Annotated in this window: 4 protein-coding genes; 3 read left to right on the forward strand and 1 reads right to left on the reverse strand. The window is 31.9% G+C overall.

Translation table 11 applies throughout. The features are described from left to right. The first annotated feature begins 89 nt into the window (after nucleotides 1-89). Together IKS50_RS05000 and IKS50_RS05005 are read left to right on the forward strand one after the other, a co-directional pair. On the forward strand, nucleotides 90-869 hold the full coding sequence (locus IKS50_RS05000) for a ParA family protein (protein ID WP_292846288.1): 780 nt from the start codon (nucleotides 90-92) through the stop codon (nucleotides 867-869). Then, the gene (locus tag IKS50_RS05005) at nucleotides 869-1,372 is read left to right on the forward strand and encodes a hypothetical protein (protein WP_292846291.1); all 504 of its coding nucleotides are present in this window, start codon (nucleotides 869-871) and stop codon (nucleotides 1,370-1,372) included. Before IKS50_RS05000 ends, IKS50_RS05005 begins: the two co-directional genes overlap by 1 nt. Before the next feature lie 139 nt (nucleotides 1,373-1,511). On the opposite strand, the gene IKS50_RS05010 is transcribed toward IKS50_RS05005, so the two are convergent. Further along, complete coding sequence (locus tag IKS50_RS05010; RefSeq protein ID WP_292846294.1) at nucleotides 1,512-2,627, reverse strand: radical SAM protein; 1,116 nt, start codon at nucleotides 2,625-2,627, stop codon at nucleotides 1,512-1,514. Nucleotides 2,628-3,430: 803 nt separating this feature from the next. Between IKS50_RS05010 and IKS50_RS05015 the strand changes: the two genes are divergently transcribed. After that, nucleotides 3,431-9,656: Cna B-type domain-containing protein (locus tag IKS50_RS05015; protein ID WP_292846297.1), on the forward strand; the 6,226-nt coding region annotated here is incomplete at its 3' end.

Consider the following 9,656-nt stretch of genomic DNA (forward strand, 5'->3'; position numbering starts at 1 on the left):
TTTGCGGTTATTCGAAAAGAACTTGTAAATTTTAAGTTATAATTCATAACTGATAACTTAAAACTTATCAAATATAGGAGAATTCTTTAATGAGTGAAGTAATTGCGGTGATGAATCAAAAAGGGGGTTGTGGTAAGACAACAACTGTTGTCAACGTTGCAACATCCCTAGCGGTAATGGGTAAATCTGTTTTGGTTGTGGACATGGATCCTCAAGCCAATGCTACTACTAGCTTTGGTATAGATAAAACCAAAATAGAAAATACAATTTACGATGCTATCATTGGGGATATAAATGTTAAAAAAGCAACAATTCCTACGTTTATTAAAAATTTGTTTATTATCCCAAGTAATATATCTCTCAGTGGTGCTGGAATGGAGCTTTCCAAACGTGAAAATTACCACATTATTTTGAAAGAAACTCTTAAAGATGTTGTACCATTATTTGACTATATATTCATAGATCTACCTCCTTCATTAGGGGTTATAACAGTCAATGCATTAGTAGCTTCCGATAGTGTTTTAATACCTATCCAAGCTGAATATTATGCTCTTGAAGGAGTGGCTGATTTAATTAATACAATTAAATTAGTAGAGAAGAGACTTAGAAGTCCCACCCCAATTAAAGGAATTCTCCTTACTCTATTTGATAGAAGAACTAGACTTAGTAAAGATGTTTATAGAGAACTTAAAAATTATTTTGGTGACAGCGATTTGCTTTTCAAAACTATCATTCCTAGAAATATTAGATTGGCTGAAGCTCCAAGTTTCGGCAAGCCATGTTTAATCTATGACCCGGATAGCACAGGGACAAAAGCTTATTTAAAACTAGCAAAAGAAATTCTTAAACGTGACGGGGAGGATATTTAATGGCTAGAAAAGGACTTGGAAAAGGGTTAGATTCTTTGTTTCCAGATATATATAACGAAGACTTTGATAGTAATTCCGCTCAATCTCTTGAAGACATGTTAAAAGATGAGGAAACAACTGTTGAAAACGTTATTGAAGATATCGAATCAAAAGAAGAGGATGTAGATAAAGATGATCAAGAAAATAATATCCCATCAACTCGGAAGGAAAAAGTATCGCAGGATGATGACACATCCGAAGACTTATCTAGCGATAGCAATAGCGAAAAGAGCATACAAACATCACAAGAAATCAAAATACAAAAAGAACATGTTGAGGAAGTAAAAAGGATTGTTAATAAAAATCCAAGGATTACTTTATGGTCTTCAAGATCTTCAGCAGTCTTTAGATATTTAAGAAAAACAGAACCCGAATTTAGTATTTCTAAAGAAGCTTCTCTTTTAATTGAAGAAGCTGTTTCAAAAAAATACCCTGAAATTTGGGCATTATTTGATGAAGATTAATTTTATTTTACACTTGAAATTGTATTCAATAGATTATAAAAATCTATTTGATATAAATTTTATTTATTGTTTTATTTATTAGAACGATAGATTATTTTAACTGTACTCTTTTTAATCATTGAATAATTTTGTTAAAAAGTTATATATCAAAGGTAGCTTGATATTCACCACTTATTTTGATATATGGTTCTGCTCTATCAACTACAACACCTAATTTTCTAAGTTGCTCTTTATTAGAGAATGGTGATTTTTTACGAATAGATATTATTTGGCGAGCTGATTTTACACCTATTCCAGGAACACGCACTAACTCTATAAGTGGTGCTGAATTAATTTCTACAGGAAATATATTCATGTTTTCTGCGGCTAAAATTTTTGGATCTTGTGTTAACAATAAGTTATCATTTTCATCAAATACTAGTTCTTTGACATTATAATGATATTCATTAACTAAACTATCTGCATTATATAATTTTGTGGTTCTATCCGTTGAACAAGCCTCTTTTAATGCAAATTCTGTATCTTCGATTGGTGTAAATGCTGAAAAATATGTTCTTTTTAAATCTGATTTATTGTAGATTTTTTCCATTCTTTGTAAAATTTCCTTGTCACTTTCATTATTTGCACCAATAATTAACTGAGTAGTATGGGTAGAATTTGGATAAGTTGTACTTTTATGTTGAAATCTATTGATCCATGATAATCTTTTCAGTATATCTTTATTATAGTCTTTAGTGGATGATAGTTCGGCAAGTCCAGAAGCTGTTGCAGCTTCAATATTAATACTTACTCTATTTGCTAGTGCCATTGCACGCTTAATTGCGTCTTTGCTTGCTCCAGGAACAATTTTAAGGTGAATATAATCATCATATCCATATTTTTTTCTCAAAAGTTGCACGGTTTCTATTTGTTTTTCCATTGTATAATCTACATCACCCATAATACCTGAACTTAGAAATAATCCATTAACCATTCCTCTGTTATAATATCCAAGGAAGGCTTTTGCAAGTTCTTCTGGTGATAATTCTAATCGTGTAAAGTTTCTTTTGGACTGGTTTATACAATATTTACAGTCATTTTTACACTTGTTTGTTAAGAGAGTTTTAAAAAGAGGGATTTTACAGCCATTATGGCCTATTGCTTCATATATTCCCGGTAGATTAACCTGAGAACTTTTATTATGACTCACATAATCGCAAAGGTCATATTGTGCAGAGTCTGTCAATATTTTCATCTTTTCTAAAGTACTACTCATGATTGATTATCTTTATTTATTTTGATTATTTAACTTTTTGTTTAGTTTAAAACATGTTTTATGTAATACGAATATAACAAAAGATAAGAAAGTTTATATATTATGGTAATTTTAAATAATAAATGCATATATGTTTGGATTATAGCAGATATAATTAGAGCATGTATGTTAATGAAAAATTTGTTGAAAAATAGTATTAAATATTTGGAAAAATAGAAATTGATAGATTTCTAATTAAATTTAGGAGTTTATCGAAAGGCTTTAACCAAAGTCTTAACCATGAGAAATTATGGTTCATTTCTAGGAGGTAACCTAGTAAAAAAATCATTTGGGACTTTCTATTTGATCCAGATGTTAATCAAGATTAAATAGGAAGAATTATGAGTTTTGTAACTCTATAATAAGTAATTTAAAAATAACTATTTGCTATATTTTTTATATAGTAATGGCTTTTAGTCAGGTCATGACAATGGCTTTAAGTCAAATCAGTTATTTTAAATCAATGTTATTGGTTTATACATGGCTGATTTTAGTTATTTTATATTATTTATTATTCTGCTTTTTCTGATTTAAATTTCATTACTTAATTTTTTAGAATTGTTTATTTTTTTTAGGATTTTTTAATAAAGTATATATATACATTAGGTATAAATATATCAAATGGTATTCATAAGGTACTTGTAATAGATAGTATTTTTTTATATCGATTTCATAAGTTTTTTTCTGTATTTCGTATTATAAGGCAAAAAAGTTTTCATTAGATTAAAGTTAGACAATATTAATTGTTTAAAAAGGAGAATGTTATGCGTTTTAAGCGATATTTGTTCTTAACTTTAATACTATTTTTGACGATATTTTCAATTTCATTTGTGAGTGCAAGTGAAAATGCAACATACAATCAAAACACTGGTGAACTTACTACTCTATCAATGTCTGATATAGATTCAATCGATGAAAATTTAAAAACTGTTAATTTGGATTCTGTTGAAGAAACCGACGATTCTTCATTGGGAAAGGTGAATGAAGATGAGATAGATGAGATCGAAAGTGATGATTGTTTGGATAATAATGAAACTCAGCAATTGCGCTCTATAGATGAAAGTACTAGTGTAGAAGTACTAAGCGCTGGGAATGACTTAGAAGTAGATAATGAAAGTTTGATAATTCTTGGTGCTACTATTGATGAGCCTGTGCTGGGCAATAATCAATATTTGAATGATGGCGATGCTACTACAGAGCGAGTTATGAATGCAATTCTAGAATGTAGTAGAACTGGTGGAGGTACAGTATATCTGTACGGCAGAACCTATTCAGGTACTGCTACTGCGGACGCTCCTGCAAATACAATAGTAAATATTACTAATGTTAAGGTTGTTGGAGGAAGTCCAAATGATCCAAATCAAATTGCTACATTTGATGTGAATCCTACTCAAATGGCATTGTCCTTCAGAGGTGACCAAAACCCAAGATATTATAGTGGTTCTGGTTTTAATTTTACGAACGTTACTTTTGAAAATTTAAAGTCTAATGGGAGAATGTTTAGTTTCTGCAGTGGATCTTTGACAGATGTTGTCTTTAATAATCTTGAGTCATATCAGCATCTTTTCTTCCTATATGGATGTTACGTGGATTCTCAGCCAATAAATCTAACTAACTGTAATTTCACTAACTGTCGTCAAACTTATGCTGGTGCTAATGGTATTTCCGACGGTAGTGGTCAGTTAGGTGCAATCTTCGGTGCCAAACTGGTTGGATGTAACTTTATTAATACAAGTTCTGCTAATCACGGTGGTGCTTTTTGTCTTTCAGATGAATACACAGGTGGTGCTGAACGCGTTGCAAGTAGTTTAATTGATTGTAATTTTATCAATGTTACTTCTCGATGGTTTGCAGTTTATATACATGGAAATTACTCCGGTGATTCTCAACACTCCGGGGATTCATATATTTCAAATCCTCAAGTGCTTGATAACTGTAAGTTTATAAATTGTTCATCATCAGCCGAATATGGTGGTGCACTTGGTATAAGTCACAACAATGTGATTATAAGAAACTCTGAGTTCATCAATAACACCGGTGGAGAAGGTGCCGCTATTATGGTTGGTGGAATCGAGTATGGGCATGATGCATTCTGGGGTAAAAATACTGAAGGGAATAATATGACCATTGAAAATTGTACCTTTAAAAATAATGTTGCAAGAATTCAAGGTCAAAGCTCTACTTATGTCCCAAATCTTACTACAACCTTGACTCCTTCAGGTAATGCAGGTGCTGTTTTTGTGTATGGTAACAATACCAAAATCATCAATACCGTCTTTGAGAACAATACTGCTGCAAATGATGGTGCTGCTATTTACATTCATGGTTGGGGCACTGTTATTGAAAATTCAACCTTAACTGGTAACTCTGCAGTCGAGGGTACAATATACATCGAAGGTTCAAATACAAAAATTACCAATTCAACCTATGTCAACAACAATGCGGTCAGTGGTGCAGGAGTTTATATCATAGGTTCCAATGCAACAATTACAGATTCAACATTCGAGAATAATACAGCGACTGAAAGTGGTGCTGCCGCTTATATCAACGGTCAAAACACCGTAATCAACAATTCTGAAGTTAATAACAACCATGCAGGTGTTTATGGTGGTGGTTTCTATGTTATTGGTTCTGATTGTAATGTTATGAATCTCACTTCCAATAATAACACAGCTATGATTGGTGGAGCAATTGCCGTCGCTGGTGATGGTGCAGTATTCACTGATATTGTTTCTTTAAATAACTCTGCTACCCTGATGGGTGGTTCAACATATGTTATGGGAGAAAATACCCTTTTTGAAAACGGTAATTTTTCATACAACACCGCTCCATTAGGTGGTGCTATTACTGTTGTAGGAAGTGATACTACATTCCTCAACAATAATGTTACATACAACAAAGCAGAACCTTCCGAAGACTGGGATCTGTATTGTGATGGTGGAGCAATATGTATTGAAGGTGAAAGAACAAATTTCACCAATAACAATATTTCTCATAACTCCGCTAGAGATCATGGTGGAGGTGTATATGTTTCAGGTTCAGACACCTATTTCGAGAATATTATCGCTGATGACAACAATGCTCTAAATGGTGGATTTGCTCAACTTGAAGGGGCTACCAACTTAATAGTTAAAAACTCTTCTTTCACTAATAACCATGCTCTTGGTGATCTTGATAATCTTCAAGGTGAAGGTGGTGCTTTCCACATAGAAGGTTCTGAAAATGCTGATATACAAGGTTATTTCTTTAATAACACAGCTATTAACGGTTCAGCAATTTATGTTGTAGATTCCTCTTTGTATATTCACGATTCCGATTTCATTGAAAATCAGGCTATAACTCATGAGTTGGCTATTTATCCTGAAAACGATACCGATTTCAAGGAAGAGGATGAGATGATAATTACTATCACTCATATTGGAGGAGACAATATTGCTAATGCTATCCACGATTATCAGAGGAGTAGTACTATTATTGTAAATAATATCACGTATCCGTTCTATCATGATGGAAACGAGACAATCATGAGGACACCTGCTGAGAATGTGACTCCGGTTTACGGTTGGGAAAACAGTCAAAACGGTACTGTAATATATGAAGATGAACAGGAAAATAACCAGGTCATATATTATTTTGTTAGAAACAGGCTTACTGGTGAATATATTATTGAAAATGCTTCTCAAAGGACTGACATTGATGGTACAATTTTCCTTAATTTAACAGGAATGCTACCAGTAGGATTCTATGAAGTTGTTGGAACTTATATTGAAACTCCATATTATACCGCAGCATACAATTTCACTGCGTTATTCGGTGTAGAAGGTTTGAATCTGACAATTAATAAGACTGTAGATCAAAGTCCTGTTTATGTTAATGACACGGTTGTGTTTACTATTAATGTAACTAATCATGGCCCTTATAATGCTACTAATGTAACGGTTAATGATATTGTTCCTTCCCAATTCAATGTAACTGGTTGTAATGATACTGCTTACAACATGACAACTGGTGTTTTAATTATTCCTCAATTGAATGTTAATGCATCTTATGCATTCACTATTACCGCTGTTGCTTTAGTGGTCGGTACCTGGACTAATAATGCAACTGCAAACTGTAAAGAGAATGAGACCATTGTTTGGGATGATGCAACTGTTGTTGTTCTTCCGCTCACTGATATAAATGTTACTAAGATTTGGAATGATGCAGATAACCAAGACGGTTTAAGACCTAAAAATATTACTGTAATTTTATTGGCTGGTGAAGTTGAAATTAATAGCACAGTTTTATCTGATGATAATAATTGGACTTACATATTCACTGATTTACCGGTTACTACTAAAAACGGTACAGTAATAGTTTATGATATTAAGGAAATTAAAGTAAATAATTATACGGTTACTGTTACTAGAAATAATTATACGTTCATAATAAATAACACTCATAATCCGCTTCTAACAAATATTAATGTTACTAAGGTTTGGGATGATGAAGATAACAAAGATGGTTATAGGCCTACTAATATTACTATAGTATTGTTATCCGATGGTATAGAAATTAACAGAACTGTTTTATCTAATAGTACTGGTTGGAATTATACTTTCGTTGACTTGCCTGTATTTAATAACGGTACTCCAATAAATTATACAATAGATGAGTTCACAGTCGAAAATTATACTGTTGTGATTAATAAGATTGCAAATTATACTTTTGTAATCAACAACACTCACGTTCCTGATGTGACTAATATTACTGTTGTTAAAGTTTGGACTGATAATAACAATCAAGATGGTATCAGACCTGTTAATATTACTGTTCAGTTGTTAGCTGATGGTAAAGTTATCAATACTACTGTACTATCTAATGAGACTGGTTGGAATTATACTTGGCAAAACTTGTCAGTTTACAATAATGGTGTTTTAATCATTTACACTGTTAATGAGACTGCTGTTGCTAATTATACTGTTAACATTACTAGTCCTGGTAATTACAGGTTTGTGATTAATAACACTCACGTTCCTGATGTGACTAATGTTACTGTTGTTAAAGTTTGGACTGATAATAGTAATCAAGATGGTGTCAGGCCGGTTAATATTACTGTTCAGTTGTTAGCTGATGGTGTAGTTATTAATACTACTGTTTTGTCTAATGTGACTGGTTGGAATTATACTTGGTATGATTTACCGGTTTATAACAGTACTAAATTGATTAAATATACCATTAACGAGACTATTGATGCTAATTATGCTGTTAAGATTACTAGTCAGGGTAATTACAGGTTTGTGATCAATAACACTCATAATCCGCGTCTAACAAATATTAATGTTACTAAGGTTTGGGATGATAATAGCAATCAGGATGGTGTCAGGCCGGTTAATATTACTGTTCAGTTGTTAGCTGATGGTGTAGTTATTAATACTACTGTATTATCTAATGTGACTGGTTGGAATTATACTTGGTATGATTTACCGGTTTATAACAGTACTAAATTGATTAATTATACCGTTAACGAGACTATTGTTGCTAATTATACTGTTAAGATTACTAGTCCAGGTAATTACAGCTTTATAATCAATAACACTCACATTCCTGTAGTGACTAATGTTACTGTTGTTAAAATCTGGAATGATGGTAATAATGCTAGTGGTACTAGACCTGCTAATATTACTGTTGAACTATTTGCTGATGGTATAAAAATTAATGAAGCTATTTTGAATGCTAGTAATAATTGGATGGCCATATTTGCTGGTTTACCAGTTTATAACGACTCTAATTTGATTAATTATACTATTAGAGAGTTCAAACTTGCTAATCACAAAGTTAAAATTATTAAAGTTGATAATTATACTTTTATGATTGAAAACACTTTGCTTACCGTTGTCAACGTTACTAAAATTTGGAATGATGGTAATAATGCTACTGGTACTAGACCTGCTAATATTACTGTTGAATTCTTTGCTGATGGTGTAAAAATTAATGAAACCGTTTTGAATGCTACTAATGATTGGAAGTATTCTTTCACTGATTTACTAGTTTACAACGGTACTAAATTGATAAATTATACTATTAACGAGATCACTGTTGCTAATTACATTGTTAACATTACCAAATATGCTAATGGTACAATTGTCATTAAAAACACTTTACTCACTGATATTAATGTTACTAAAGTGTGGGATGATAATGATAACCAAGACGGTAAAAGACCTCAAAACTTGACTATTTACTTGTTTGCTGACGGTAATTTGATTAATACTACTGTTTTATCTAATGTGACTGGTTGGAATTATACTTGGTATGATTTACCTGTTTACAAAGAGAACGGTACTGAAATTATTTACAGTGTTTATGAGAATGTAGTGGCTAATTATACTTTTAGAACTATAGGAAACAACTATTACTTCATAATTATTAACACACATAATCCTTTAAACACAACTGTCAATGTTACTAAAGTTTGGAATGATGCTGATAACCATGACAAAGTAAGACCTCCAAGTATTATTGTTGTTTTACTTGCTGACGGCGATTATTATGCTAATTGCACTTTATCCGATGATAATAATTGGACTTATGTATTTGAAGATTTACCAGCTTATAACAATACTAAATTGATAAATTATACTGTTCAAGAGTTTAACGTTACTAATTATACTGTTAAAATTATCAATCTTGGTAATGGTACTTTCATAATTAATAACACTCATGAAATCATCGTTGGTTTATCCATTAACAAGACAGTTGATGAGCCTGTTGTTTATGTGAATGAAACTGTTGTCTTCACTATCAATGTAACTAATAATGGTCCATCTATTGCTACTAACGTAACTGTTAAGGATATTGTGCCTCCACAATTCAATGTTACAGATTGCAACGATACTAAATATCGCAACAATCAATTAGTTGTAGGTACATTAAATCCAGGACAATCTTACGTATTTACCATTACTGCTGTTGCTTTAGTGAATGGTACTTGGACTAATGTTGCAAACG

It is taken from the genome of Methanobrevibacter sp. (assembly GCF_017539065.1).
Taxonomy (GTDB): Archaea; Methanobacteriota; Methanobacteria; order Methanobacteriales; family Methanobacteriaceae; genus Methanocatella.